We start from the raw sequence: 25,265 nt of genomic DNA, 5'->3' as shown, positions 1-25,265 counted from the left end.
GCGGCTATACACGGTACTAACACGGCTCGCGGAAGGAAGTCATCATGGCACAGGTCTCGCCGTCGGTCACGATAATCGTTCCGGCGCACGACGAAGAGTTCGCCCTGGCCAGACTGCTGACCGCGCTGCTCGATGGCGCGGGCAACGAGGAATTCGCGATCATCGTCGTCTGCAACGGCTGCACCGACAACACCGTGAAGATCGCCAGGTCGTTCGAACCCAGAGTTGCCGTCGTCGAACTCGCCGTCGCCTCAAAACCGGCCGCTCTATACACCGGCGGTTCGCTCGCCCAGGCCTTCCCGATCGTCTTCGTGGATGCCGACGTCGTCATAGACGCGGCCAGCGTGCGCCGGCTTGCGGCCCGGCTGCGCGACGATGCCGTGCTGGCAGCGGGTCCTGCCCGCCACCTGGACCGGCACGGGGTTTCCGCGGTCGCCGGCTGGTATTACGACATCTGGGAGCGCCTGCCGCAGGTGAGTACCGGCCTGTTCGGCCGCGGGGTAATCGCCCTGTCCGAGCTCGGCTACCGCCGGGTTGCCGGCCTCCCGCACGTGATCTCGGATGACCTGGCGGTGTCGGAGTCGTTCCTACCGGAGGAGCGGGATATCGTGCCCGGTGCGAGCGTGACGATCTGGCCGGCCCGTCGCTGGCGAGCCCTGCTCGCCCGCCGAATCCGCGTGACCCAGGGAAACCGCGAGCTCGCCGGTACCGGTCTCGTTTCTCCCTCGGCGTCGACCAGACCGAGGGACCTCTGGCGGATTGTGCGCCTGACTCCGTCGATGGCCTTACGGATGCCCGTGTTCCTCGGCACCGCGGCGCTCGCTCGGCTGGTGGAGAGGTTCAGGAGCCCGGCGCGTGGCGTCTGGCTTCGCGACGAGACCAGCCGGGCATGAGGGGCGCACAACCCGCACCCGGGCTGTCGGTGAAAGGTCAGAACTGGGACGGCCTTGTGGTGATAGCGTCCGGAACCTCCTGGGACGACACCTGGCTGTCGGAGAAACATCTGGCCCTGCACCTGTCCAGGCACGTGCCGGTGCTGTTCGTCGACCCGCCGATGTCTGTTCTCACCCCGCTGCGTAAGCCCCTCCTGCGGGAGTCTATGAGGGGACCTCGTCTGCGGATGCTCGGGTCCAACCTGGCCCGGCTCACGCCGATGACGGTGCCCGGCATCAGCCGGCCGGGACTGCGCAGCGTCGGGGAATGGCTCACCCGGCGGGCGATCGCCCGGGCGGTCTCCCGGATGGGTGCCAGCGTCGACGGACTGGTGGTGGCATCCCTCGACGACGTCTTCGGCGCCTGCGACGCCAGAGTCACCGTGCTTTACGGCACCGATGACTGGGTCGCCGGCGCGGAACTGATGGGAATCTCCTCCGGCTGGCTGCGCCGCAGGGAACGGCTCCGGCTGGAGAACGCCGATGTGGTCGTCGCAGTGTCCCAGGAATTAGCCCAGCGCTGGTCCCAGACCGCGGCAACGGTCGTGGTCATCCCCAACGGCTGCGACACCGGACACTTCGCCCGGGTCGATGAGGTCGACGCGAGCTCCGCCGTCACCCTGCCGGACCCGATCGCGGGCTTCATCGGCCATCTGTCGGAACGCATCGACATCGGGCTGTTGGAGGGCGTGGCGGCCGCCGGCTGTTCCCTCCTGCTGGTGGGGCCGCGCCAGCTCACCTTCGACCTCGACCGTATGACGGCACTGTTGGCGCACGAAAACGTGCAGTGGGTCGGTGCCCAGCCGTTCAGCGATCTGCCGGCCCTGATGCGGCGGATCCACGTGGGACTGACCCCGTACACCGACAGCGACTTCAACCGCGGCAGCGACCCGCTGAAAACCCTCGAGTACCTGGCCGCCGGTCGGCCGGTCGTCGTCACCGACCTGCCGAGCTCCCGCCGCATTCCGGCTGGCCTCGTGAACGTCTGCACGACGCCGGAGGAATTCACCGAGACGACCCTGCGCCTGCTGTCGCAGGCTCCGGACGCCGCCCTCGCCGAGGAACGCCGGGCCTACGCGCGGAGCCAGAATTGGGAGGCGCGCACTTTGGACTTCGTGGCGATCTTCAGCGCTGCGAGGCCAGGACGCCACGCCGCCCGGGCCGCCGGGGACCCAGGTAGCCCAGCACCGACACGGTGACCAGCAGGCCGGCGACCACGGTTGCCGCCATGGCCCTGGTATCGCTGCCACCCACCGCGTCCACCTGTGGTGCCTCGGGGTTGAGGATGGTGCGTACCCGGCTGGCCAGAGGCACACCCTGCAGGTCCTGGATGTCCGCCAGGGCGGAGTCGACCCGCCGCAGGGCGGCGTCCAACTGCTGCCGTGCGGCCCGGTCGGTGGAACCCACAGCCTGCACGTCGAGCACCGGCTCGTCGAAGCGGTACTGCCATTGCCCGCCGGCGTTGGGTTGCCGCACGGTATAGCCCTCCCGACGGCCTTCGCCGGTGAGGGTGACACTCTCCGACACCGCCTCCGCACCGACATCCGAGTCCGCCACCGACTTCGCAACGACGCCGGCGAGGCTGATCAGCGACCCTGCGGTGTCGGTGAGTCCATTGGGCTGGGCTGTTGCCGGGGGCAGCAGAACCACCCTGACCTGCGCAAGATACGACGGCTGGGCCGAGGTGACGAGGAATACCGCGCCCACCGTCAGCACCAGTCCGAGAACCGTGACCAGCCAGCGTTGAGCAGCAATCGTAAGCACATCCCACGCCGTCATTCCGGCCTCTTCTCTGGTCCTGACCGACCGATTCCGCCACCGCGCGAAGAATGGCCGATCGTGTTTATATATAACCGACAGCGCCAGAGCCGACAAGGGGAGGGACCGCCGGTGTACTTAGCGGAACTCCTCCACGCAGCGGGGCGACGGTGGTACGTGCTTGTCGGCGGCCTGCTCCTAACAGCTGGAGTCATCATCCTGGCGCTGCGGCTGATTCCGGTTACCTATGACGTCAAGTCGTCCATTCTGCTGCTGCCCCCGCAGATCTCGGTCGAGGAGACGGGCGGAAACCCGTTCCTCAGCCTCGGCGGCCTGGAGGTGGTGGCCGGAGTGCTCGCCAAGTCCCTCACCGACACCGATTCGGTCGAGAGCATCGTGCCCGATGACGGCCCGGCCGAATACACCATCGAACAGGACGCAAGCATCGACGGTTCCGTGCTGGAGGTGACGGTCTCCGATCGCACCGCCGACGGGGCCTTCGACACCCTCGACGCGGTGCTCGCGCTCGCCACCGAACGCCTCGACGAGCTCCAGGACGCCGTGGCGGCGTCCGACGAGTCGCACGTGCGGCTGATGGTGATCACGAACAACACCGTTGCCGTGCCCAACGCGGCAGCGCTCGGACGCACGCTGATCGTGCTGACGGCGGCATGCCTGGTTCTCACCCTCCTGCTGGCCGTCTTCGTGGATGCGGCCATCCGGCGGCGACGGGCGGTGTCAGCGGCCAGGACGCCGACCGACACCGTCGACGACGAACCCGGCCGCCCGGCTCCGATCCCAGCGATGGCACCCACCAGGGCGGATCGCGACGAGGAAGCGGTCCTCGCGAGAGAGAGTCCATGACTCCTGGCCGGCCCCAGGCCGCCCCGGGCCCTCCCCCGGTCTTCCGGATCGATGCGGCAGGTTTCCTGTCGATCTGCGTGTTCACGCTGATGCTCATTCCCTCGAACCTGACCATCTCGGCCATCGGAGCGGTGGGCACCCCGGCTCTCCTGCTCGGGCTCTGCGCGCTGGTGTGGTGGACAGGTGCGCAGATGAATCGGTCCACCTCCACCCTCACACCCCCTCAGCCCATTCGCCGGGCGATGTTGTCGTTCACCATCGCCGTGCTGACCAGTTACATCGCCGCCACGGTGCGCCCGATCGATGACTTCGAATTGAACGCCGCCGACCGCGGCCTCCTCCTGATCGCCTCCTGGCTGGGGCTCGTGCTCCTGGCCTCCGACGGTCTGGTGGGCCGCCGGAGCCTCGACACCGTTCTTCGGCGTCTGGTGCTGGCGGCCGGCATCGCGGCGCTCATCGGCATCCTGCAGTTCGTCACCGGGGCCGCGATCGTGGACGTGATCCAGATCCCGGGCCTGACCCCCAACACCTCGCTCACCAGCATCTACGACCGCAATGGCTTCACCAGGGCGGCAGGAACGTCCAGCCATCCGATCGAGTTCGGCGTGGTGCTGGCCATGGTCTTGCCACTGGCCCTGCACTTCGCCCTCACCGACCGAACCCGCAACGCTGTGGCCCGCTGGTTGCCGGTTGCGCTCATCGCGGTCGCCGTTCCGATCACCATCTCCCGCTCTGCCCTGGTCGGGGTGGCCGTCGCCCTGGTGGTGCTGATCCCCACCTGGTCGGCACTCAGGCGACGCATTTCCTATCTCGTGATCGCCGGGGTGGTCCTGGGCATCTACGTGACCATTCCCGGCATGCTGGGCACCCTGACCCGGCTGTTCACTGACGTCTCCACCGACGGCAGCGCCAGGTCCCGCACCGACAGCTATTCGCTGGCGTTGGAGTTCATCGAACGCAATCCGCTCTTCGGTCGAGGACTGTCGACGTTCCTCCCGCAGTATCGCATCCTCGACAACCAGTACCTCGGGCTGCTCATCGAGGTGGGCTTCGTCGGCACCATCGCCCTGCTCACGCTCTTCGCCGTGGCGATCATGTCTGCCTGGGTCAGCCGCAGGTCCAGCCGGGACGACACCACACGCAGCCTGGCGCAGGCGCTGATCGCCATGGTGGCCGCTGGGGCCGTCAGCTTCGCCACCTTCGACTCGTTCGGCTTTCCCCAGGCGTCGACGCTGGTGTTCCTCGGTGTCGGCTGCATCGGCGCCCTCGCCAACACGATTCTGCTCGACCGCAATGACGACGGTCTCGTGCCGCCGGTCCGGTTCACCGCGGCCGGCCCGGCCGCCGCAGGTCACCGCGCCCGCGCACCCGAGCCCATGAACCCCTTGATCGTGCGCAGGAATCTCCGCCCGACCAGAAGGGCGTAGATGGCCGCACCGGTGACCCCGCCGACGGCGAGGAGCAGGAACCCGTCCGGCAGCGCGACCTTCAACAGCGCGGCAGAACCCAGAACGGCGGCGGCACCCAGAAGCGGCAGGGCGAGATCGGTCACCAGCGGCCACACCGGGACCCCCGCCCTGGCGAGCAGGATGCCGACCCCTGGAAGCACCACAACGCCCACGACCAGTGCATGCGCCCAGGCGATCCCGCCGATTCCAAACCCCATCGCCCCGGCGACCAAGGCCGGTACCAGCACCACCAGCCAGACTCCGTGCAGCCAGGCGTTGCCGACAGTACGGCCGAGCGCGACCAGGTAGTCGTAGGACAGTTCAACGGCCATCCGTCCCATACTCAGGATCACCAGGGCCGGAACGACGACTGCCGCGGGCACCCAGGTCTCGCCGTACAGGAAACGCACGATCTCCTCCGCGTAGGCGGCCAGCAGCGCGCTCAGCAGCATCCCCAGGGACAGGACGAGGAACAGGGAGTGCCGGAAGCCCGCGTGGCCGTCACCGCGGTTGTGCAGTTGCGCATATGCGGCGGTCGTCACCCGGCGCACGACGGTGGACACCAGGGTCATCGGCCACGTGCTCAGGTTGAATCCGAGAAAATACAACCCGAGCTGCACGGTCCCGAGGACCCGTCCGGCGACGACAAAATCAACGTTGACGAGGGCCAGCAGCAGCAGGCTGGCCCCAGCCAGGGGCAGGCCGAATCTGAGCAGCCCGCCGGCCACAGCCCGGTCGAAGCCCGGCCGGTACTTCTCCGGCGACCACAACACCGAGAACAGCCCGGTGGCCAGGTTGCCGGCCACGGCTCCCCAGGCCAGGCTCCAGGCCCCCTGCCCGGCGAGCGCGAGGAGAATGGTCACCGGGGTGCTGACCGCGAAACCGATCAGGTCGATCTGCATCCGTTTGGCCTGCATGAACGCCCTGGTGAGCATCGCAACCGGCACAGAGGTGACGCCGTCGATGAGCACAGCGACCGACATCAACTGGATGATGCCCGTCGCTTCCGGCGCGCCCATCGCCGCCGCGAACGGTGCGGCCGCGGCAAGCATGGCCAGAAAGAACACCGCACTCGTGCCGATCGACAGCGTCACCACGGTGGGTGCGATGGCCGTTACCGGCCCCGGGTGGCGCACCAGCGCCACGCTCACGCCCAGCTCGTTCATGCTGAGCAACAGATTGAGGGCCACCAGTGCCACGGCGTAGACCCCGAATTGCTCCGGGGCGACTATTCGGGCGATGACGATGCCCGCCAGAAGCGAACCCAGCCGGCCGGCGAGGGTGTTGATGAAACTCCAGGCCAGCCCGCGCGACACCCGCTGTTCCAGCCCGCCGAGGGTGTCCCCGACGGTGCCGCCCGGTGGCACGTCCATGGCTCACACCAGCCGGGTCAGCACATCGGCCACCCTGAGCTGCTGCTGCTCGGTGAGGTGCGGGAACATCGGCAACGAGAGCAGCTCGCCAGCCGCCTGCTCCGCGACCGGAAAGTCCCCCCGCGCCCATCCCTGGCTGCGGAAGGCTCCAGTGAGGTGGATGGGAGTCGGATAGTGCAGGGCTGCACCGATCCCTTCCCGGTGCAGCCCGGCCAGGATCCGGTCCCGGTCGGCGACACGCACCGCATAGATATGCCAGTTGTGGCTGTTGCCCGGCAGGGTGTGTGGCAGGCGGATGCCGTCGATGCCGCTGAACAGCGCGTCATAACGACGTGCTGCCGCGCGCCTGGCCTCATTCCAGCCGTCGAGGCGGGCCAGCTTGGCCAGGAGCACCACAGCTTGAATCGTGTCCAGCCTCGAATTGAATCCGAAATCGTCGTGTACGTACTTCTCGGCGCTTCCGTGGTTGGCCGTGCGCCTGACCCGGTCCGCGAGGACTTCGTCATCGGTGAGGACCGCCCCACCGTCGCCCGCCGCGCCTAGGTTCTTGCCCGGGTAGAAGCTGGTTCCGGCGATGAGGCCGAGGGAACCGGCCATCCGGCCGAATCTGGCTGCGCCCTGCGATTGGGCGGCATCCTCGACAATGACTGCGCCCAGATTCGCCGCGACCGGTTCGATCTCCTCCACCGGAGCGGTCTGTCCGTACAGATGCACAGCGAGCACAGCTGCGGTGTCGGGGCTGACGGCCGCCTGCACTGTCGACTGGCTGAGCAGCAGCGACTCATCGTCGACATCCGCGAGCCGTAGCGTCGCACCGGCCCGCACAACGGCCTCTGCCGACGCGATGAACGAGTTCGCCGGCACCAGCACCTCCCGCCCCCGGCCGATTCCGAGGGCGCGCAGTGCCAGCTCGAGGGCGTCCGTGCCGTTGCCGACACCGACGCAATGCCGCACCCCGGCGTACGCCGCGAACCGGTCTTCGAACCGGCCCACCTCCTCACCCCCGACAAAATGAGCCAGCCGAAGCAGGTGCAGGATGTCAGGACCGATGTCATCCAGGATCTCCGCCTGCTGGGCGACGAGGTCGAGGAACGGGACTGCCCCGACTCCGGCCTGGCCGGGTTGCGGAACCGCGATCGGGACGGTGTCGGTCATGGGGTTGCCCTTTCTGCTGGTCCCCGCAGGGCGGGCAGGGAGTTGAAGTCGTCACTGGGCACGCCGCCGAGATGCCGCCGAATCTTCCGAGCCAGGTCGTACCTGGCCGCGGCCAGGTAGGGGCGCGCAAACCTGGTCGGCGATGTCCTGCCCGCCCCGTGGATGGTGGCCACGTAGAACCGCTCCAGGCGTTCGGCGGCCGCCGGCAAGCCGTTGCCGGATTCCACGGTATGCCGGGCGAAGCCACCCAGCTCCACGCGACGCGACGGATCGGCCAGCAGCGGCCGCAGGATGCCCTCGAGCGTCGCCTCACCGGCCCTGGGATCGGCGCTGTCGCCGATGCCGAACCAGCCCTGGTCGAGGAATCCCGGGAGGCTGTCCGGCTCGAGCAGGCGCCAGAATCCCCGCTCCCCCTGCACGATGACTGGTTTACCGAAGGCCATCGACCGCAGCGCCGATCCGCCCATGCCGAGTGACACGTCGGCGGCGTCGTACACCGGACGGGGGTCGGCGAGCGCGCCGGTGAGCACGACGACCTGAGCCCCCGCTGCGGTGTTCACCCGGGCGGCCGCGGCGGCGACCTCGGCGCGGGCCGGCCCGTCGCCGGCGATCACGAGGCGCACCGGGCGGTCAGCATTCAGCGTCCCCACCACGGTGATCGCGGCCAGGATTCCCTCCAGCTTGAGTTCCGGGGCCAGCCGGGTGACCAGTGTCACAACCGGTGTTCCCGGATCGATTCCCAGAGCCTGTTTCGCCGAGTCCCTGTCGCCCGGTCGATCGTGCTCGGTGTCGACGGGTGGTTCGAGCAGGATCGTACCGGGGCGCTCGGCGATCACCGAATGCAGGATCTTCCGCGTTCCGACGGTGAGCGGAAGCCAGCGTGGCAGGAACGGTGCCACCGACATCGACATGATCGTGCAGACAGCGGGAATGCGCAATCGTCGCTCTGGCCCGAAGACCGCCTCGAGCGCCGGCGGCCATTCGAAGCCGTGCACAATATCGGCGTTGAACTCGTCGGCCACGTCGCAGAGACGGTGCATCACGGTCGGTGAGGGCCGCAGGCGTGGCCGAGGTGCCGGTTCGTGCCGGAGTCCGCGTTCGGTAACGAGGCCGACGAGGGCGCCCGGTGGGGAGAAGACCAGAACCTCGTGGCCCCGATCTCGCAACGCTGTAGCGAGGTCGACGGCGTTCGACTGGCTGCCGCCGAACTCCATCGAGTGCGGGTAGACGACGATCCTCATGGCCGGGCCCTCACAGTCGGGACCGGATGGACTCCGTCCCCGGCACTCGTGCCGGACCGGCCGGACTCCAGCCGCCGGGCCGGCACGCCGGCCCAGGTTTCCCCGGCGGGCACATCGGTCAGCACCACGGCGCCCATACCGACAATGGCGCTCTCGCCCACCCACACTCCTTGGCGCACCGATGAGTTCATGCCGAGATAGCTGGCGTGCTCGAGCACGACGGACCCGCCGAGGGCCACGCCGGCGGCGAGCGTCACGTAGTCGGCGATCACGTCATCGTGGGTGAGGGTCGAGTTCGGCATGACGACCACGTGCGATCCCACTGTCACGTTCGCCGTGGCGACGACGCCGGCGAGGAGGATGCTGCCTGGCCCGATGGAGGTGCCCGGCGGCACGTGCGCCGCCGGGGAAACGAAGGTGGCGTACCGATCCTGGCCGATGCCCCGTTCGGTCAGGCGGTGGACGATACGTTTCCGGGCGAGGCCGGACCCGACGCAGACCAGCAGCTCCGCGTCGAGGTCGAGGGCAAGGTCGATGCCGCCCAGTACGCGCACGCCCGCAAGCACGGAGCCGTGCCGGCTGCCGTCGTCGTCGAGCAGGCCGATGATGCGGCCCCGGCCGGCCGAGTCGGCCAGGACCTCTCGGGCCAATCCGCTGGCCCCGACCAGGACGAGGTCGGTCATCACGCTGCTGTCGGTGCCGGGGAGAGCGCGGTGACCCTGATCGTGTCGACGACACGGTCCTGCTCGGCTGTGCTGAGGTGGTGAAAGACCGGCAGGATCAGGGTGTTGTCGGTGAGCCGGTCGGTCACCGGCAGCGGAACACCGGCCGCGCCGCGGTCGCGGTATGCGGGCTGGCGGTGCGCCGCCATGATGCCGCGGCGGGCAGAGATGTCCGCACGAGCGAGCGCTTCAAGTAAGCCGTCCCGGTCGACGGGGCTCTCAGGCCCGACCTCGATCCAGTAGGACTGGAAGTTGCAGAGTCCCCACGCGGGATCGGTGACGCTGCGCAGGCCCGGGATGCCGGCGAGGGCGGTCGTGTACGACTGGGCGATCTTCCGGCGGCGGGTGACGATGTCGGGCAGACGGCCGAGTTGGACGATGCCGATCGCGGCCTGCAGATCGGTCATCCGGTAGTTGTAGCCGATCTCGGCATACTCCTCGGCCGGCGCGAGCACGCTGGCCTGTCGATCGGCCGCCGAGACGCTCATGGCGTGTTCGCGCAACCGGCGCGCCCTGGCTGCCCACTCCGCGTTCGCGGTGGTGAGCATGCCGCCTTCTCCCGTGGTCAGGAGTTTGCGCGGGTGGAAGGACCATGCCGTGAGCACGGCACCGGCTCCGACCGGGCTGCCGTGATAACTGGACCCCGCCCCACAGGCGGCATCCTCGATGACCACAATGCCGAGGGGGTCACAGAGCGCCCGGATCGGTTCGAGATCGACGGGAACACCGCCCTGGTCCACTACGATCACGGCGCGGGTGCGGTTGGTCAGGGCGGCGCCGACGGTGGCCGCGGTGAGGTTGCCGGTCACGGGGTCGACGTCGGCGAAGACGGGTCTGGCACCGAGATAGGTGGGCGCATTCGTGGTGGCGATGAACGAGAAGGAGGGCACCACCACGTCGTCGCCGGCCTGCACCCCCGCGACGATCAATGCCAGGTGCAGGGCGCTGGTGCAGCTGGAGGTGGCCACTGCGTGGGACACCGCCATGGCCTTGGCGAAGGCAGCTTCGAACCTGGCCACCCGGGGACCCTGGGCCACCCAGCCCGACTCGATCACCTCGGTGACCGCGGCAATCTCCTCCTGCCCCAGCCAGGGCGCCATCACGTTGATCCGGCTCATGACGTCACCAGGGGCCGGCCGGCCGCGATTTCGTCCCTGAGCGGCTTCCACCAGTCGACGAGCTGCCGGAGCCCGTCGGCGAGGGAAACCTCAGCGTCGAAGCCGAGGTCGGTGCGGGCGGCCGACACATCGGCGAGTCGGCGCTGCACACCGTTCACAGCCCGCTCTGGCCCGTGCTCGACCTCGAGGTCGGAGCCCATCGCGGACAGCAGGGCCTGTGCCAGTTCGAGCAGGGTGGTTTCAGTGCCGCTCGCGACGTTGTAGACACCCTCGGTCACATTCCCGGCCGCGGCCAGCAGGTTGGCGCGGGCGATATCGCTGGTGAAAACGAAATCCATGCTCTGCCGGCCGTCACCGAAGATCAGCGGGGGCCGGCCGTCCATGATCCGCTCCATCCACCGCACCAGGACCTCGGTGTACAGGCCGTGCACGTCCATTCGCGGGCCGTACACGTTGAAATAGCGCAGCGCGACGTAGTCCAGCCCGCTCATCGCCCTAAAGCTGCGCAGCAGGCCCTCGTTGAACGATTTCGCCGCGCCGTACAGGGTGTCGTTGTTGTGGTGGTGATGACGTTCCCCGGTCGGGAAGTGCTCCGCCATGCCATAGACGGATGCACTGGACGCCGCGATGAGCTTGGCCACGGAGTGTTCGGCGGCGGCTTCGACCACGTTGAAGGTGCCGTCGACGAGCACCTCGAGCGCCAGGCGCGGTTCCTCGGCACACTGGGTGATCCGAATCGCCGCCTGGTGGAAGACGAGGTCCTGACCATGGCTGATGTCGTGCACCAGGTCGCGGTCACGGATGTCGCCGTCGACGAGGGTGACGCGCCCGGTGGACAGGGCGCCGGAGAGGTTGCCGGGCCGTCCACGCACCAGGTTGTCGAGCACGTCGATGTGGGAGGCGCCGGCGGTGAGGAGTTGGTCGACGATGGCGGACCCGATCGTGCCGGCTCCCCCGGTGACCAGGACGCTCGCTCCCTGCAGTGCTGTCATGGTGTTGCTCCTCGGTGGGGTCTGGTCGGGGTCGGCGGGTGTGCAGCGGTCAGCCGACTCAGCTAGCCAGGGGCGAACACGAGGTCGACGAAGTAATTCGTGGCATTCCAGGAGTACTCGGGGAATCCGCCGCCGCTGCCGTAGCGGTAGCGGCCGTTGGTGTTTGCCGCTGCGGTCAGCGGTCCGTTGGTCTTGGGCTGGGCGAAGTAGGCGGAGGTGTACGAGTAGTGCCCGACCGGCGCCAGGTAGGACACCACGTATGTGGTCCCCGCCGTGAGGCTCACCGGGCTGTCCAGGTCTGCGCTCTGCCAGCCGCTGGCGGTCTCGTTGGTGAAGGTCACCTCCGCCAGGCGTGTTCCCGTCGCCGACCACAGCGATCCGGTGTGGGTGCCGGTGTTGCCCTGGCCCTTGAAGAACCGGATGGCCGTCGCCGAGCCGTTCTGTGCCGGCGTGAATCCCATTCCGAGTTCGACGGCAGAGGATTCGCTGGCGGCCGCGACGGCCGGAGTCTCGCTGCCGAGCAGGGTGAATGCCGTGGTGCCGGTCGGCCCGGCAGTACGGAATCCCCAGGTCTGCGTGGGCAGCACGGCTCCCCCGGTCGAGGTGACCCCGGAGAGCGTCGCCACGATCGCGGCGGCGGCGGGCAACGTCTGGGTCGGCGTGAAGGTGACGGTGCGGCCATCCCCGGACAGAGCCGTCGCGCCCGGCACACTCGTGCCGCCGCTCTGCACGGCCAGGCTGAACCCGCTGGCGATGGCTGTGGACAGAGTGACCGCGACGGGCGCCGTGGTGTCTACCTCGACCGCCCCGTTCGCCGGACTCTGGCTGAGCACGCTGATGGGTTCCGCTCCCCGGTTGAACACAACGTCGACGAGGTAGTTGGCGGCTGAGTCCGAACCGGGGAAGGCATCCGCGTAGGTGTAGGCGCCGGCCCCATTGCCTGCGGTGAGCGGTCCCCTGCTGATCCCTGCTCCGGTGTAGTCGCCCAGCGTGGCGGAGTAGGTTCCGGTGGGGCTCGAGTACGAGGCCAGGTATTCGGTACCCGCTGTGATCGGCACCGGTGTGCCGAACGTCACGGTCTGCCAGCCTGAGGTGCTCTCATCGGCGAAGGTCGCCGTGGCCAACCGGGTTCCGGTGGAGCTCCACAAGGAGCCGGTGTGGGTACCGGTGTTCCCCGCGCTCTTGTAGAACTTCACCCCGGACACCGTCCCGGCGACGGAACTGGTGAAGCGCACGCCGAGGGTGGCCATCCTCTGATCGGAGATCTGCAGGATGCCGGGGGTGGTGGCGTCGGTGAACAGGCTGCACGGGCAGAGCCCGTCTGCGGCCGGCGGCCGCACCGTCGTGAAGGTCCAGCTGCCGCCACCGGACAGTGCGGCCCCGCCGGTGTCGGTGGCGGTGAGCGTCACCGTGTAGGCCACGAAGCCGTTCAGCGACGCCGTCGGAGTGAAGGTGGCCGTCCTGGTGGCCGCGGCATAGGTCACGGTTCCGGGCACGGTCGCCCCGAGCTGGTCCGTGACCGCGAAGGCTACGGACGAGGGCGTCGCGTCCCGGGAGAGGACGGCGCTGACAGTGGTGTTCTGTGGAACACTCGACGACCCCGGCAGTGGCCACTGGCTGCTCGCGGTCAGGGGCGAGGTGTCGACGTCAGTGAAGATAGCGTCGACGAAATAATTGCCCTGCCGGTAATCGTCCTGGGGGAAGGCCCCGGGGTTCGTGTTGTACACCCCAGCCGGCGTCGCCCCGAAACCACCGGCCACTGTGAGCGGCGCCGCCGTGATGCCCCGGTACGACCAGTAGTACTGGGTGGCCGAATAGTGGCCGACTTGCGTGGAATAGGAGATCACGTAGGTCGATCCGGTGGTGACGGGGACGGCGGCGGAGAAGGCGGCACTCTGCCAGCCGGAGGCAGTCTCAGAGCCGAAGGTCACCGTCGCCAATCGGGTGCCCGAGCTGGTCCAGAGCGATCCGGTGTGCACGCCGGTGTTGGCAGCGGCCTTGTAGAACCGCACGCCGGAGACGAAACCGCTCTGGCTGGGGGTGATCCGAAGTCCCAGCTCGACCGAGGTGGGGTCGCCGGCGTCGGCCGCGGCCGGCGCCTGACCACCGAACACCGTGAACGGCCCGGTGCTCTGGATTTGCCGGCTCGCCGGGGTACCGGTGATGTTGGCGCTGTCGTCGACGGCCCGCACCCGGATGCTCTGGGTGCCGACTCCCGTCACCAGGTAGGAGTAGGTCCAGCTTGTGGTGCCGTTGGCACGGTGCCAGCTGGTGCCGCCGTCGGTCGATACCTCGACGGCCGCGACGCGGCCTGCCGAATCGGTGGCGGTGCCGGTGGCCGTCGCAGTGCTGCCGTTGGCAATGGCGGCACCGGCCGTCGGGGTGCTGATGCTCACCGTCGGCCCTGTCGTATCGGTGCTCGCTGTCGCGGCAGTGAGTCCCGACATGAGGGTGGCCGGTTGGGCGCCCATATCGGCCAACAGGTTCACCTGCGCCTGCTGCATCCGTGCGTCGGCCGGTGCCCCGTCGCCGTCGTGTTCCTGGTCGAGGCCCCAGGTCCACTGCACGCTTCCGGCGGAGAAGACCAATGCCCCGCTGCTGGCCTTGTACAGAGTCAGGTGGTGGGTGGTGGTGCCGGGGGTGACCTCATTGCCGAAGTCCTGGAGGTACTCGGGCACAGCACCCGTCGTTGTCGACAGGGGGATCAGGCCGGCTGGCCGGAAGCCGTTGTCGACGTCTTCGTCGGATTCGTAGCCGATCGTGTGGGCAGCGAGGACTGCCGAAGTGCCCGCCGACAGTTGACTGAGACTCGTGTTGCGCCACAGCCGGTATTTGCCCTCCGCCGCGGAGACCGTGACGGCCAGGTCTGAGTAGTTCGACTGGTACATGGTGCCGGTGAGGGCGTTCTCGGGCCGGCCGCCGCCAACGGACGGGGCGGCGAACCGAGGATCGCGCCAGGTACCGGTCCACTGGCTGGACGGGTCGATCTTCGCGTTGCTCCAGGTTTCCTTGTACGACACCAGCGTTCGGTACGCCCCCGCTGTGCCCGTCGGCGAGGTCTCGTACCGGGTCTTCCAGTACACCTCGTTGCCGGAGAGGAATTGCAGGTTCACCCCGGCATCGCGTGCTGTTTCGACGTTGGCGCGCTGGCCCGCCGACCAGTACTCGTCGTGGCCGACCGACAGGAAGACCTTGTGGTTCAGCAGCTTCGCACCGAGGCGGTCGGTATCGACGCCGCTGAAGTAGGAGACGTCGTATCCGTTCCTCTCCAGGAATCGCACCAGTGGGTATTCGTTGCTGAAGTAGAAGTCCCGCCCGCCGGGACCGTCTCGCGTGGCGACGGGCCGGTTGTAGCTGATCTTGTAGGCGCGACCGTTGGCCGCACCCTGGTAGAAGTCCGATCCGCCGTAGGTGTTGTAGGCCTGCCAGGTGGGGTCAGAGGTCTGGAAGAGCACTTTGGACGAACTGGCCTCGTTGCGCACGACGAAGGTGATGTGGCTCTGACCACCCGTGTCGGTGCGGGTCAGCAGCGCGACGTAGACGCCGGAGACCGCGTCGGCGGGAACTGGCCACGATGCCGAAAGCGCCCACGTACCGCAGTCGTAGAGTTCGGTTGCCTGGTCGGTCAGGCACTCGGGCTGGTTCTGCGGCAGCGCTGCCGACGGCGTCACGTCCGCGATTTTCCGCGCCCCGAGACCCTGGTACCAGCCGGTGCGGTAAATCGCGATCGTGTAGGCGCTGGCGTCCGTGTCGATCTTGAAGCCAACCGTGCCGCCCACGTTGGCGCTGATGTCGGTGGAGAACCCCTGGATGCTCGGGTCGCCGGATCCGTCGACGTCCCACACGCTCTGGGCCACGCCGGGGAGGGCGTTTTCGCAGACGACCGGATTCGGTGCGGCGTTGCATCCGGTTGCGGCGCTGGCCGGGACAGGCGCCCCTCCCAGCGTCCCGCCGACCAGGGCCAGCACCGTCACAGCGACGGCGCCCAGCAGTGCAAGCGCCCTGGGCCGGCTTCGCGCTGCCCTAGGCATTGGATGCCTCTCCGACCAGCACTGGTTCTCGGTCGTGGCGCGGCGCAGTGGCCCCACCACCCGAGTCGAGGCTGCGACTGGCCGCCTCGAGGATGCCCAGCACCCGGAGGCCGGCACCGCCGTCGGTGCGCGCTGTGCGCCCCTCCCGGATCGCCGCGGCGAACTCCGTCACCATCGCGGCGAGCGCCTCGGTCTCCGGCAGTGCCGGCGACCACGTGTCGCCGAGCCGGTACGACACGGTTGCGGTGCGCCGGTCCGCGCCGTCCAGCACCTGCAGGCCGAGATCGACGCCGCGGTCATAGACGCTGAGGCGCTGTTGCGGGTTGAGGTCGTCCCAGACCAGGGTGCGCCGGGATCCACCGACGATCATCTGGCGGATCTTGGTGGGGCTGAGCCAGTTGACGTGCACGTGCGCGATGGCGCCGTTCGCGAGCGGGAGGGTGAGGTAGCCGATGCAGGACTTCCCCGCGTTCAGCGGATCTGCCCCGAGTGCGCTGACCGTGACGGGGGTGAGCCCACCGGGCAGGATGAAGTCGATGATCGACAGGTCATGCGGCGCCAGGTCCCAGAACACGTCCACGTCGGGCTGCACGAGCCCGAGATTGATCCGCACAGAGTCGATGAACAGGATGTCTCCCAGCTCGCCGCCGTGGATCAACTCGCGCATCTTGAGCACCGCAGGCGTATAGCAATAGGTGTGGTCGGTCATCAGCACCAGGGACGCCTGGGCTGCGGTCTGCACCATCGACATGCCGTGCGCGCCCGTGTCGGCCAGAGGCTTCTCCACCAGGACGTGCTTGCCGGCGGCGAGCGCCGCGAGTGCGATGTCGTGGTGCGTCGCCGCCGGGGTAGCGATGGCGACGGCGTCGAGTTCATCATCGGCGAGCAGGGTGTCGAGGGATGCCGTCACGCTCACGTCGGTCCCCGAACCGGCCACGCGCCGGGCACGCTCGGTGTCGAGGTCGCAGATCGCCGCGAGGTGCCAGTCCGGACTCGCCCGGAAGTTGCGGGCCAGGTTCGGACCCCAGTAGCCCGCGCCGATGACGGCGATCCGCAGCGTGTCGGTCACTGTTACCCCAATGGCTAGAAGGCTGAAGGTGGCGGGAGGGCTGGAGGAGCACAGCGACCAGGACAGAAAGTGAGGGTCGCTCACCCGCCCAGAGTGGCACCGCCCGGAAAAAACCGCAGTCCCCCAACAGGGGGGGTGATCGCGGGGCCCGGAACTGGCCCCTGTTCAGGTCACAGCGACAAAAACGACTTGCAGGGTATGTTCACCTCGTGAGTCGCTGAGCATCAGTCAGATCCGCCCCACCCGTCACATCCGTACCTGTGCCACCTCGCTCGGCTCCGGCTCATTCCGTCGTTCCGCTTACCCGTCTTACCTGTCTTACCCGTCTTACCCGACACTGCCATTCCGGACGCAGGGCCACCCACCCGGCGTTCGACTGCACCATCAGTTCCATCACCCGCCTGAACCTGTAAACCCGAACTGCAGGGGACCCACCGTGAATACGTCAGTGACGTGTCGGCCTATTGGTCGACCCCAAAAGCTCCAGCTGCCCCCGTTCCGCAGCCGGGCCTCGCGCTCTGCCTGCCCTGATCCGGCCCGGAGTGCCGGTCGACGATGAGCACGCCGAAGCCGGAGTCCCCGCTGTCCGACAGCGTTCCGGCCGGGTATCGGGCGCCGCTGCGCCTGGTGCGCCCCGCGGCAACCGGACCCGTGCAAACCGGTCCGGCCGGTGCAGCACAGCCGGGGTCTCTCCCGGCCGCGCCACCAGCGGTCGGACTGTCCGGAGCCGCCTGGGCCCGGCAATACCGCACTCGACTCACGCTCACGGACTCCGCGGTGATTGCGTCCGCCGTCACGGTGGCATTCATCGCCAGGTTCACGCTGATCAACCCGGTCTCCGACCCCTCGCTGATCCCCCCGTCCACCTGGGCTGTGACCGCGGTCGTGGCCATCGCCTGGATCATCACCCTCGGCACCTTCCGCACCCGGGACGCGCGGATCGTCGGGGTCGGCGCGACCGAGTACAAGCTCGTCATCAACGCGAGCGCTCTGGCCTTCGGCATGCTTGCCATCCTCTTCCTCCTCTTGCAGGTCGACACCGCGAGGGCCTATTTCGTATTCGCGCTGCCGCTGGGTGTCGCCGCGCTCATCCTGGAGCGCTGGCTGTGGCGCAAGTGGTTGATCCGGCAACGCCGTTTCGGCCACTACCTGGCCAGGGCCATCGTCGTCGGCGGGCGGGACGACGTTGAATACGTCGTGCGGCAGATCAATGAGAAATCTGGGGCCGCCTACCAAGTGGTCGGGGCCGCCCTGGAAGGCGACAGTACGACCAGCGTGCTCTCGGCCGGTCAGGATGTTCCGGTCGTGTCCGATTTCGCGCACGTCGCAGCCGCTGCGCAGTCACTCGGAGTCGACGCCGTCATCGTCGCCGGGCACCCGAGCCTCGGTAACACCTTCATCCGCAACCTGGGCTGGGACCTCGAGAAGACCTCGGCCGAACTCGTGCTGTCCAGCCGGCTGACAGATGTCGCCGGCCCGCGCATCCATTTCCGCCCGGTGGAAGGGTTGCCCCTGATCCACGTCGAGATCCCGCAATACGACGGGGCCAAGCACGTGCTCAAACGGGCCCTCGATATGATCCTGGGCGGAGCGGCGCTGATCCTGGTGAGCCCGGTGCTCCTCGTGATCGGGCTGCTGGTGAAACTGGACAGCCCTGGCCCTGTGCTCTTTCGGCAGGAACGCATCGGCCGGAACGGGCGGCCCTTCCGCATGCTGAAGCTTCGGTCGATGGTGCGCACCGCCGAAGACGACCTGGCCGGCCTGCTCGACCAGAACGAGGGCGTCGGCGTGCTCTTCAAGATCCGCAGCGACCCCCGCATCACCAGGGTCGGCCGGGTGCTGCGCAAATACTCCCTCGACGAACTCCCCCAGCTGTGGAACATCGTGGTCGGCCAGATGAGCCTCGTCGGCCCGCGCCCGCCGCTGCCGGACGAGGTGAAGAACTACGAGTCGCACATGCATCGCCGCCTGTACATCAAGCCTGGTCTCACCGGCATGTGGCAGGTCAACGGCCGATCTGACCTCAGCTGGGAGGAAAGCGTGCGACTCGACCTCTACTACGTCGAGAACTGGTCGCTGGCCGGCGATCTGATGATCATCTGGCGCACCTTCAAAATCATCATCCGACCACTGGGGGCTTACTGACATGTCGTTCTGGACTCGGACTGAGCCGGAGGCGCGTTCCGGCGCCTCGGCGCTGCGGATCGCGATGATCGGTACCCGTGGGGTGCCGGCTGCCTATGGCGGTTTCGAGACCGCCGTCGAGGAGATCGGCCGGCGTCTGGTGGATCGCGGGCACGCGGTAACGGTCTACTGCCGCTCCGCCGGCAACTCGCAGCCGCCTCCGACCCGGGAGCACCTGGGGATGCGCCTCGTGCACCTGCCCGCGCTGCACCTGAAGGCTCTCGAGACCCTCAGCCACACCGCATTCTCCGTAGCGCACGCCACCTCTGGGCAGCGTCCGGATGTCGCATTCGTGTTCAACGCCGCGAACGCCCCGTTCGTGCCGTTCCTGCGCCAGCGCGGCATCCCCACCACCGTGCACGTGGATGGCTTGGAGTGGAAACGAGACAAGTGGGGAGGCGCCGCACGCCAGTATTACCGCTGGGCCGAACTACTGTCGGTGAAGTCAGCGGATGCCCTCATCGCCGATGCCCAGGGAATAGCCGATTACTACCGGCAGGAGTTCGCGATCCCGACCGAACTGATCAGCTATGGCACCCGGCTGTTGCACAAACCGCCGTCCGACCGGCTGGCCGAGCTCGGTCTCACTCCGAATGGTTACCACCTCGTTGTCGCCAGGTTCGAACCGGAGAATCACGTCGACGTCATCATCGACGGCTACCGGCAGAGCAGCGCCCGGATGCCGCTGGTTGTCGTCGGCTCCGCGCCCTACGCCGGTGCCTACTGCCGCAAGATCACCGCCCTCGCCGATGACCCCCGCGTGCGGCTGCTCGGCGGGCTCTGGGACCAGGACCAGCTCGATCAGCTGTACGCGCACTCGGTGAGTTACCTGCACGGCCACTCTGTCGGGGGCACCAACCCATCCCTGCTTCGCGCGATGGGCGCACGCACGGCAGCCATCGCCTGGGATGTCGTCTTCAACCGCGAGGTCCTCGGCGCCTACGGTGCCTACTTCAGCGATGCCCGCACGCTCTCGACCCTGATCGAAGACGCCGAACTCAACCCCCACCACACCGAAGAAGTGAGCGAGGCGTTACAACGCCGTGCGGCCGCCCTCTACAACTGGGGCCACGTGACCGATGGATATGAGGATCTCGCTCAGCGACTCGCCGCCGGCTACAGCACGCAGGGCATCAGCGTGGCACGCACTGGACGGTCGCCGTGGAACGCCCCAGAACCGGCCCGACGCACCTCGACGCCGGTGCGGGGTGTCCTGTGACCGGCAGCGTCGCGGCGCCCCCGCTGACGGTGGCCGATGCCGTCCGGCAGCTCGCCTTCGCCCAGAAGGGCGCGGCCAGGGGCGCCCCGGCGTATTCACTGTTCGTGAACCGACCTCTGGGCCGGATCCCCGCTGCCATCGCCTTCCGGCTGGGCTGGACGCCGAACATGGTCACCGCGCTGAGCGCCGGTTTCACCCTCGGCGGGGTGCTGCTGCTGGCGACCTTCCCGCCCAGCCTGATGATGGGCATCGGCGTCTGGTTGCTGCTGGCGGTCGGCTACGTGCTGGATTCGGCCGACGGTCAGCTGGCCCGGCTGCAGCACGCCGGCAGCGCGGCCGGAGAATGGCTGGACCACGTGGTCGACGCCTGGAAGATCTCCAGCGTGCACCTGGCAGTGCTCGTCCTGGTCTATCGGTTCTTCGACCTGCCGAGCCCGGCCTGGTTGCTGGTACCGCTCGTGTTCACGATCGTCGCCGCCGTGGCGTTCTTTGCGATGATCCTCAACGACCTGCTGAAGGCCAAGCACACCGGCCCGGTCGCCACAACCGTGCACTCCAGCACCCCGCTCCGGTCCCTGCTGGGTCTTCCCACCGACTTCGGCGTTCTGTGCGCCTCGTTCGCGTTGCTCGGTGCGCCCCCGGTGTTCTTCGCCGTGTACACCGCCTTGCTCGCGGCCAACGCCCTCTACCTCGGGCTTGCCCTGGTGAAGTGGTTCGGCGACATGCGCGCCCTGGCGCCTGCTCCCGCCGAAGGCACGCCCCGGCACCGTTCCACAGAGGGGAACCCCGATGTCATTGCCTGAGGACCTGGGAATCGTGGTGGTCAACTACGGCCCGCCCGACCTGTTGGAAGCGAATCTTGTCCAACTCGGCAGGCGGCTGACCACCGGGCGCGTCGTGGTGGTCGACAACTTCTCCACGCTCGCCCATCGCGAGGCGACGACCGCGCTCGCTGCCCGCGAGGGCTGGTCACTGATCGCCCCCGGATTGAACCTGGGTTTCGGCGCCGGCGTGAACGCGGGTGCCCGATTGTTGATCTCCCGCGGGTGCAGCCGACTGCTGCTGATCAACCCTGACGCCCGCATCGACGAGGCGGGCGTGCTGGCCCTGGCCACTGCCTGCGCCGCCAACCCCCAGCAACTGCAGAGCCCCCGGATCGTGCGCCCGGACGGGTCGCTCTGGTTCGCCGGCGGCACGGTGGATGTCGGACGGGGCCGCACCCGCACGGGCGACCCTGTCGACAGCTCTGCGCCGGGAGGGTGGCTCAGCGGGTCCTGCCTGATGGTGCACGCACACCTGTGGGACTGGTTGGGCGGATTCGACGAAACCTACTTCCTCTACTGGGAGGATGTCGACCTGTCCTGGCGGTGTCTCGCCGCCGGCGGCACCCTGCTGGTGCGCGACGACATCACCGTGGTGCACAGCGTCGGCGGCACCCAGGACACCTCTGGGAAGTCGCCGTTGTATGTCTACTCCAATTGCCGCAACCGGCTGGCCTTCGCCGCCAGGCACCTCGATCGCCGGCACGTGATGCGATGGCTCCTGCTCAGTCCGGTCTACGCCGCTGCCGTACTCCAGCGCGGCGGCCGTCGCGACCTGGCCCGTCACGCCGTCCCGCTTCTGATGGCCGCGGCGCGCGGCACCGTCGCCGGCGCCGGACTGGCGATGCGAACGCTGATCGCGCCGGCGCCGGCCAACCGGCCGGCGGTCATCCGCCGTCTCAACCCCGTGCGGGAGGATTCGTGAGCACATCATCGGTTCCCGCGAACGAAGTGCTGATCGCGCACCCCGGCGCTGAACTCTACGGCTCGGACCTGGTCATGCTCGAGACCGTGTCCGCCCTGGTCTCCGCCGGCATGCGGGTCACCGTCGCACTCCCCTCGACCGGCCCGTTGGCCGCGGAACTCGCCCGGCGTGGCGCCGGCACCACGGTGTGCCCCACGCCGGTGCTGCGCAAGAGCATCCTCCGCCCGGCCGGTGCCCTCCGGTTTCTGGCGGACACCGTGCGCGGTGTCGTCAGCGGGCTCCGGCTGCTGCGCCGGGTGCGCCCTGACGTCGTGTATGTCAACACCGTGACCCTGCCGCTCTGGGTGCTGCTCGGGCGGCTGGCCAGGGTGCCGGTGGTCGCCCATGTGCATGAGGCGGAGCGCGGCGGCTCCTGGCCTGTGCGCCGCGCCCTGGCGGCCCCGCTGTTGCTCTGCAACTCGGTGATCTCGAACAGTCAGCATTGCATTGACGTCTATTGCGAGTCGTATCCGTCGCTGCGCGGGCGTTCCAGGCTGGTACGCAATCCGATCAGCTGGCCGGCCAAACCCGACGCTGCGCGCTCCCGGCTCGAGGGTGCGCTGCAGGTGGTCTATGTCGGACGGTTGTCGGAACGGAAAGGGGTCGACACGGCGGTGCGGGCCCTGGCCGAATACCGTTCCGACGGGCACGACGCTGAACTGCACCTCGTGGGCGACATCTACCCCGGCTACGAGTGGTACCTGGACCGACTTCGCGCCTTGGTGCGCACGGAGGGACTGACCGAGGTCGTGCATTTCCACGGTTACCAGCGTGATGTCTGGCCGTTCCTGGCTATGAGCGACATCGTGCTCGTGCCCTCGATCCTCGAAGAGGGATTCGGCAACACCGCCGTCGAAGGCATCCTCGCCGCCCGGCCCGTGGTGGTGAGCGACACGTCCGGCCTGCGCGAGGCCTCCGCAGGATACGCCTCCGCGGTGAGAGTGGCACCCGGCGCGTCATCCGACCTGGCCGGCGCCCTGGCACTGATGGTGCGGGAGTGGCCCAGGTTCCGGCTGGCCGCCGGTACCGACCAGTTCCTCGCCCGGGACCGGCACGGGGTCGCCGGCTACCGCACGAGTATCCGCCAGACGGTGCTCACCGCGGGTCACCCGCAGCACCTGCTGCGCCAGCATCCGGCGGAGCAGCGCCGCACCGAGCCTCGCACCGCGGCCGCCCGGCATCTCGCCGATCAGAAGAACTAGCCATCGCATCGAGCAGCACGAGTGCAGAGGGGACAACAACATGGAATCGGTCGAATACCTGCGATCCATCGCACGGAGGTGGCTCACGATTCTGGTCCTCGGCGTTCTGGGCGCCGGCGTCGGCTTCGCCTATGCGTCCGCCCAGCCCGCCCTGTATCGGGCCACGAGCAGCGTATTCGTCTCCAGCCCACGGGGTGAGACCACCAATGAGCTCGTTCAGGGCTTCACCTTCACCGAGAAGCTCGTGCAGTCCTACACCCAGCTAGCCACCATGCCCGCCGTGCTCCAGCCGGTGATCGACAAACTGGAGCTGGACACAACCCCGGCCAGACTCGCCGCCAGTGTGACGGCTTCGACGCCACTGAATACCGTGATCATCGAGGTCACCGTGGTCAACCGGTCCGCCGACCAGGCCGCCCGCATCGCCAACGCGATCACCCGGTCGCTGGCCACCACCGGCCAGGAGCTCGCACCGGAAGGTCCGGCGGGATCCGCATCGATCGCACTCCAGACCGTGTCGACCGCCCAGCCGCCGGCGCGCCCGTTCTCGCCCAACACCACACTGCTCGTTCTCACCGGGCTGCTGATCGGCCTGGCCCTGGGGGTGGCCTACGCGGTGCTGCGCGACATCCTGGACACCAGGGTACGCACCGACGCCGACATCGACAGGGTCACCGATGTGCCCGTGCTGGGCAAGGTCGGCCAGCGGGGACGCAAGGTTCCGGCAGGGATCACGATGCGCACGATGCCGCGCAGCACCCTGGCCGAGTCCTACCGTCGGGTGCAGGCGAACCTCGAGTTCATCGATGTCGACCACCGGCCCCGCCTCATGGTGGTCACCTCCCCACTCACCAAGGACGGCAAGTCCACCACGTCGGTCAATCTCGCGCTCGCCCTGGCCGAACGATCCCCCCGGGTTTTGCTGGTCGACGCCGACCTGCGCCGGCCGAGCATCGCGGACCTCTGCGGCCTCGACGGCGACGTCGGCCTCACCACGGTGCTGCGAGGCGCGATCTCACCTGAGGAGGCGATAGTGCCGTGCGGGGACAGCCTGTCGGTGCTGACCGCCGGGGCGCTGCCACCCAACCCCGGGCAGCTGCTCGGGTCGGCCGCCATGCGCACCCTCCTGCAGACCCTCGCGGCCCGCTTCGATTACATCGTGATCGACTCCCCGCCGTTGCTGGCGGCGACCGACGCCCTGGGCCTGGCGCACATCGCCGACGGCGCCATCGTCGTCGCACGCTACGGGGTCACCCGCCGCGCGCAGCTGAAAGACACCATCGGTGCGCTGGAGAACGTGAACGCGCGGGTGCTCGGGATCGTGCTCAACGGAGTGAAGGAGTCCCGGCCCACCGACTACTACGGCATGGTGAGCGTGCCGGAGGGGCCCGGGGTGGCGAAGGCCGATGCTGCGCCGGAAGCGGCGGTGCCGCCGGCCCCGGCCGTCAGCAGGCGGGCCGCCGAGAGGACCACGGCCGGATGATGCGCGTCCTGCAGTCATTCCCGACCGGACGCAGCACGACCAATCCCTATCTGGTGCAACTGGAAGCCGAGCTCGGTCCGGAGCCGGAGGTGCTCGGTTTCACGTGGCGTACCGCCCTGACCGGGCAGTACGACGTTTTCCACGTGCACTGGCCAGAGGCGCTGCTGCACGGCAGTACGCCGGCGCGGACCCTCGCCAGGCGGATGCTGTTCCGGGCGCTTCTCCTGCGCCTATGGCTGCGCCGGAGCCGGACGGCAGTCGTGCGGACCGTGCACAACCTGCGCAGCCACGAGGCCGGCAGCCGTACAGAGCGGGCGTTGCTCGAGCGGTTCGACCGACTGACGACCCTGTGGATCCGGCTCAACCCCACCACACCGGTCTCGGACGAGGCCAGTGTGCGCACCATCGAGCACGGGGACTACATCACCTGGTTCGACGCGGCAGAGTTGGGGCCATCGTTGCCCGGCCGGTTGGTCTATTTCGGGCTCATCCGCCCGTACAAGGCCGTGCCCGACCTGATCACCACTTTCAGCGCGCTTCGCACCGGTCCGGACGGCGGTCCGGTGTCCTTGCGGGTGGTCGGCAACCCGACCACGACCGACCTCGGCGCAGAAGTGACCCTCGCCGCCCTGGCCGACGACAGGGTCACGGTCTCGCTCGGCCACGCGACCGACGCTGAACTGGCCGCC

19 protein-coding genes are annotated in these 25,265 nt (G+C 68.5%); 10 read left to right on the top strand and 9 right to left on the bottom strand.

Annotation, left to right across the window (positions count from 1 at the left end; genetic code table 11):
• Positions 1-44: 44 nt before the first annotated feature.
• Positions 45-893, top strand: a complete 849-nt coding sequence (locus tag CTB96_RS19830; protein ID WP_110128700.1) for a glycosyltransferase — start codon at positions 45-47, stop codon at positions 891-893.
• Positions 890-2,131: a glycosyltransferase gene (locus CTB96_RS19825; RefSeq protein ID WP_110128698.1), complete on the top strand. Its 1,242-nt coding sequence runs from the start codon at positions 890-892 to the stop codon at positions 2,129-2,131. The genes CTB96_RS19830 and CTB96_RS19825 overlap by 4 nt, the downstream gene beginning before the upstream one ends.
• On the opposite strand, the gene CTB96_RS19820 is transcribed toward CTB96_RS19825, so the two are convergent.
• Entirely contained in the window at positions 2,058-2,711 is a 654-nt protein-coding gene (locus CTB96_RS19820; RefSeq protein WP_110128696.1) for a hypothetical protein, read from the bottom strand. The two genes, CTB96_RS19825 and CTB96_RS19820, sit on opposite strands and share 74 nt — an antisense overlap.
• Positions 2,712-2,867: 156 nt before the next feature.
• Here CTB96_RS19820 and CTB96_RS20660 point away from each other — a divergent pair, with 156 nt between their 5' ends.
• Entirely contained in the window at positions 2,868-3,554 is a 687-nt protein-coding gene (locus tag CTB96_RS20660) for a hypothetical protein (protein ID WP_181397376.1), read from the top strand.
• Positions 3,551-4,981, top strand: coding sequence for an O-antigen ligase family protein (locus CTB96_RS19815; RefSeq protein WP_181397375.1), 1,431 nt, complete (start codon positions 3,551-3,553; stop codon positions 4,979-4,981). Before CTB96_RS20660 ends, CTB96_RS19815 begins: the two co-directional genes overlap by 4 nt.
• Here CTB96_RS19815 and CTB96_RS19810 read toward each other — a convergent pair.
• The 8 genes from CTB96_RS19810 to CTB96_RS19775 form a co-directional block, all read right to left on the bottom strand.
• The gene (locus CTB96_RS19810; RefSeq protein WP_110128694.1) at positions 4,906-6,375 is read right to left on the bottom strand and encodes an oligosaccharide flippase family protein; all 1,470 of its coding nucleotides are present in this window, start codon (positions 6,373-6,375) and stop codon (positions 4,906-4,908) included. The genes CTB96_RS19815 and CTB96_RS19810 overlap by 76 nt on opposite strands.
• Before the next feature lie 3 nt (positions 6,376-6,378).
• Complete coding sequence (locus CTB96_RS19805; protein WP_110128692.1) at positions 6,379-7,530, bottom strand: DegT/DnrJ/EryC1/StrS family aminotransferase; 1,152 nt, start codon at positions 7,528-7,530, stop codon at positions 6,379-6,381.
• A complete protein-coding gene (locus CTB96_RS19800; RefSeq protein WP_110128690.1) occupies positions 7,527-8,771 on the bottom strand; it encodes a glycosyltransferase family 4 protein in 1,245 nt (414 codons plus the stop codon). Before CTB96_RS19800 ends, CTB96_RS19805 begins: the two co-directional genes overlap by 4 nt.
• Entirely contained in the window at positions 8,768-9,454 is a 687-nt protein-coding gene (locus tag CTB96_RS19795; RefSeq protein WP_110128688.1) for a NeuD/PglB/VioB family sugar acetyltransferase, read from the bottom strand. The genes CTB96_RS19800 and CTB96_RS19795 overlap by 4 nt, the downstream gene beginning before the upstream one ends.
• The gene (locus CTB96_RS19790) at positions 9,454-10,611 is read right to left on the bottom strand and encodes a DegT/DnrJ/EryC1/StrS family aminotransferase (protein WP_110128686.1); all 1,158 of its coding nucleotides are present in this window, start codon (positions 10,609-10,611) and stop codon (positions 9,454-9,456) included. Before CTB96_RS19790 ends, CTB96_RS19795 begins: the two co-directional genes overlap by 1 nt.
• Positions 10,608-11,603, bottom strand: a complete 996-nt coding sequence (locus CTB96_RS19785; RefSeq protein ID WP_110128684.1) for an NAD-dependent epimerase/dehydratase family protein — start codon at positions 11,601-11,603, stop codon at positions 10,608-10,610. Before CTB96_RS19785 ends, CTB96_RS19790 begins: the two co-directional genes overlap by 4 nt.
• Before the next feature lie 62 nt (positions 11,604-11,665).
• Positions 11,666-15,634, bottom strand: a complete 3,969-nt coding sequence (locus CTB96_RS19780; protein ID WP_110128682.1) for a DUF4082 domain-containing protein — start codon at positions 15,632-15,634, stop codon at positions 11,666-11,668.
• Complete coding sequence (locus CTB96_RS19775) at positions 15,627-16,703, bottom strand: Gfo/Idh/MocA family protein (protein WP_110128680.1); 1,077 nt, start codon at positions 16,701-16,703, stop codon at positions 15,627-15,629. The genes CTB96_RS19780 and CTB96_RS19775 overlap by 8 nt, the downstream gene beginning before the upstream one ends.
• Before the next feature lie 555 nt (positions 16,704-17,258).
• On the opposite strand from CTB96_RS19775, the gene CTB96_RS19770 reads away from it, so the two are divergent.
• From CTB96_RS19770 to CTB96_RS19745, 6 genes are read left to right on the top strand one after another with little or no spacing between them, the layout of a single operon-like run.
• A complete protein-coding gene (locus CTB96_RS19770) occupies positions 17,259-18,848 on the top strand; it encodes a sugar transferase (RefSeq protein ID WP_110128678.1) in 1,590 nt (529 codons plus the stop codon).
• Between the two features lies 1 nt (position 18,849).
• The gene (locus tag CTB96_RS19765; RefSeq protein WP_110128676.1) at positions 18,850-20,106 is read left to right on the top strand and encodes a DUF1972 domain-containing protein; all 1,257 of its coding nucleotides are present in this window, start codon (positions 18,850-18,852) and stop codon (positions 20,104-20,106) included.
• Positions 20,103-20,909, top strand: a complete 807-nt coding sequence (locus CTB96_RS19760; RefSeq protein WP_110128674.1) for a CDP-alcohol phosphatidyltransferase family protein — start codon at positions 20,103-20,105, stop codon at positions 20,907-20,909. Before CTB96_RS19765 ends, CTB96_RS19760 begins: the two co-directional genes overlap by 4 nt.
• The gene (locus tag CTB96_RS19755) at positions 20,896-21,852 is read left to right on the top strand and encodes a glycosyltransferase family 2 protein (protein WP_110128672.1); all 957 of its coding nucleotides are present in this window, start codon (positions 20,896-20,898) and stop codon (positions 21,850-21,852) included. Before CTB96_RS19760 ends, CTB96_RS19755 begins: the two co-directional genes overlap by 14 nt.
• A complete protein-coding gene (locus tag CTB96_RS19750) occupies positions 21,849-23,093 on the top strand; it encodes a glycosyltransferase (protein WP_181397374.1) in 1,245 nt (414 codons plus the stop codon). The genes CTB96_RS19755 and CTB96_RS19750 overlap by 4 nt, the downstream gene beginning before the upstream one ends.
• A gap of 40 nt (positions 23,094-23,133) precedes the next feature.
• Positions 23,134-24,576, top strand: coding sequence for a tyrosine-protein kinase domain-containing protein (locus CTB96_RS19745; protein ID WP_110128669.1), 1,443 nt, complete (start codon positions 23,134-23,136; stop codon positions 24,574-24,576).
• Positions 24,577-25,265: the final 689 nt, after the last annotated feature.

The sequence above is a fragment of the Cryobacterium arcticum genome, from assembly GCF_003185895.1.
Taxonomy (GTDB): domain Bacteria; phylum Actinomycetota; class Actinomycetes; order Actinomycetales; family Microbacteriaceae; genus Cryobacterium; species Cryobacterium arcticum.
This window is presented reverse-complemented; position numbering and strand designations above follow the sequence as displayed.

What these genes read in the sequence shown, in the direction of transcription:
- CTB96_RS19830 (WP_110128700.1), top strand. Translation starts at nt 45, where the DNA reads ATGGCACAGGTCTCGCCGTCGGTCACGATAATCGTTCCGGCGCACGAC.
- CTB96_RS19825 (WP_110128698.1), top strand. Translation starts at nt 890, where the DNA reads ATGAGGGGCGCACAACCCGCACCCGGGCTGTCGGTGAAAGGTCAGAAC.
- CTB96_RS19820 (WP_110128696.1), bottom strand. Translation starts at nt 2,711, where the DNA reads ATGACGGCGTGGGATGTGCTTACGATTGCTGCTCAACGCTGGCTGGTC.
- CTB96_RS19815 (WP_181397375.1), top strand. Translation starts at nt 3,551, where the DNA reads ATGACTCCTGGCCGGCCCCAGGCCGCCCCGGGCCCTCCCCCGGTCTTC.
- CTB96_RS19810 (WP_110128694.1), bottom strand. Translation starts at nt 6,375, where the DNA reads ATGGACGTGCCACCGGGCGGCACCGTCGGGGACACCCTCGGCGGGCTG.
- CTB96_RS19805 (WP_110128692.1), bottom strand. Translation starts at nt 7,530, where the DNA reads ATGACCGACACCGTCCCGATCGCGGTTCCGCAACCCGGCCAGGCCGGA.
- CTB96_RS19800 (WP_110128690.1), bottom strand. Translation starts at nt 8,771, where the DNA reads ATGAGGATCGTCGTCTACCCGCACTCGATGGAGTTCGGCGGCAGCCAG.
- CTB96_RS19795 (WP_110128688.1), bottom strand. Translation starts at nt 9,454, where the DNA reads ATGACCGACCTCGTCCTGGTCGGGGCCAGCGGATTGGCCCGAGAGGTC.
- CTB96_RS19790 (WP_110128686.1), bottom strand. Translation starts at nt 10,611, where the DNA reads ATGAGCCGGATCAACGTGATGGCGCCCTGGCTGGGGCAGGAGGAGATT.
- CTB96_RS19785 (WP_110128684.1), bottom strand. Translation starts at nt 11,603, where the DNA reads ATGACAGCACTGCAGGGAGCGAGCGTCCTGGTCACCGGGGGAGCCGGC.
- CTB96_RS19780 (WP_110128682.1), bottom strand. Translation starts at nt 15,634, where the DNA reads ATGCCTAGGGCAGCGCGAAGCCGGCCCAGGGCGCTTGCACTGCTGGGC.
- CTB96_RS19770 (WP_110128678.1), top strand. Translation starts at nt 17,259, where the DNA reads ATGAGCACGCCGAAGCCGGAGTCCCCGCTGTCCGACAGCGTTCCGGCC.
- CTB96_RS19765 (WP_110128676.1), top strand. Translation starts at nt 18,850, where the DNA reads ATGTCGTTCTGGACTCGGACTGAGCCGGAGGCGCGTTCCGGCGCCTCG.
- CTB96_RS19755 (WP_110128672.1), top strand. Translation starts at nt 20,896, where the DNA reads ATGTCATTGCCTGAGGACCTGGGAATCGTGGTGGTCAACTACGGCCCG.
- CTB96_RS19745 (WP_110128669.1), top strand. Translation starts at nt 23,134, where the DNA reads ATGGAATCGGTCGAATACCTGCGATCCATCGCACGGAGGTGGCTCACG.